This window comes from Xanthomonas cissicola (assembly GCF_008801575.1).
Lineage (GTDB): Bacteria > Pseudomonadota > Gammaproteobacteria > Xanthomonadales > Xanthomonadaceae > Xanthomonas > Xanthomonas cissicola.
The window spans coordinates 1-975 of the sequence record NZ_VZPL01000206.1 but is presented as its reverse complement, the minus strand read 5'-3'; the positions used below and the strand labels follow the sequence as shown (position 1 = coordinate 975).

Below are 975 nucleotides of genomic sequence, written 5' to 3'. Positions count from 1 at the left end.
ATGCATCGAGATAGGTGGTGTATGCGACATGACCGCAGCCATGAAGGACAACCCCAGCCAGAGTTGTCATGGCAGCGAGGCTGCCGACGAAACGGGTGATGGACCACGATCGCTTAGAGAGCAACTTTCCTTGCTCTTCCGGTGGCGTGATGGGACGGTTTGATTTGACGATTTCTGTATGACGCATGGTTCTCAAGGTCGATTAATTGCTGGACATGATACGCCCGGGGTTTCCTAGACATCTCAAGGCCATGGAAATGGTAGATTCGGAGGTATCCATGAGCAGTAAGCGGTATACGGATGAGTTCAAGATCGAGGCGGTCCGGCAAGTGATCGATCGTGGCTTCAAGGTGGCAGAAGTCGCCGAGCGGCTGAGTGTCACCATGCACAGCCTGTATGCCTGGCTGCACAAGTTCCGCAAGCATGGGGTGGTGCAGCGCGCCGAGGTTCGTTGGATGAAGGCAGAGTTGCGTCGAGTGATTGAGGAGTGCGACATCCTAAAGGATGACCGACGAAGTTTCCTGGCGTGCCATGGTTTGGTGTGCAGCATGAGTCGGCGTGGTAACTGCCACGACAACGCACCAGTGGAGAGCTTCTTCGGCCTGCTCAAGCGCGAGCGGATGAGGCGAGGGATCTATACCACCAAGGACGCCGCACGCGCCTAGGTATTCGACTACATCGAAATGTTCTACAACCCAAAACGCCGCCATGGTTAAACAAGCCACCTGTCGCCTCTAGAGTTCGAGCGGCGCTAGGGAAGGTCTGAATAACGAGGCCTGAGAGTGCGGGATGTCGCGTCGTTCCGAAGAGTGGCGTTTGAATCTTTGGAATTTCGCCATTTCTGGCGCTTTCCGTGGGAATTTCCTGGTTTACAGGCGCACGCTCCCCATAGCCGGCAGCAACTGCTTTCGCTTCATCCACAGATTGGAGAGCGCAAACAAGGTCAGCACGTGTGCGGTGTTTTTGGCCAGGCCG

General features: G+C 55.6%; 4 pseudogenes. 2 read left to right on the top strand and 2 right to left on the bottom strand.

Features of this window, described 5'->3' with window-relative positions:
• Positions 1-187: pseudogene (locus F7R02_RS26775) on the bottom strand (hypothetical protein); the annotation flags it as partial.
• A 28-nt stretch (positions 188-215) separates the two neighbouring features.
• Here F7R02_RS26775 and F7R02_RS27685 point away from each other — a divergent pair.
• A pseudogene (locus F7R02_RS27685) lies at positions 216-461 on the top strand (transposase); the annotation flags it as partial.
• A gap of 45 nt (positions 462-506) precedes the next feature.
• Positions 507-716 (top strand): annotated as a pseudogene (locus tag F7R02_RS27680) (IS3 family transposase); the annotation flags it as partial.
• 153 nt (positions 717-869) lie between these two features.
• Here F7R02_RS27680 and F7R02_RS25565 read toward each other — a convergent pair.
• Positions 870-975 (bottom strand): annotated as a pseudogene (locus F7R02_RS25565) (IS5/IS1182 family transposase); the annotation flags it as partial.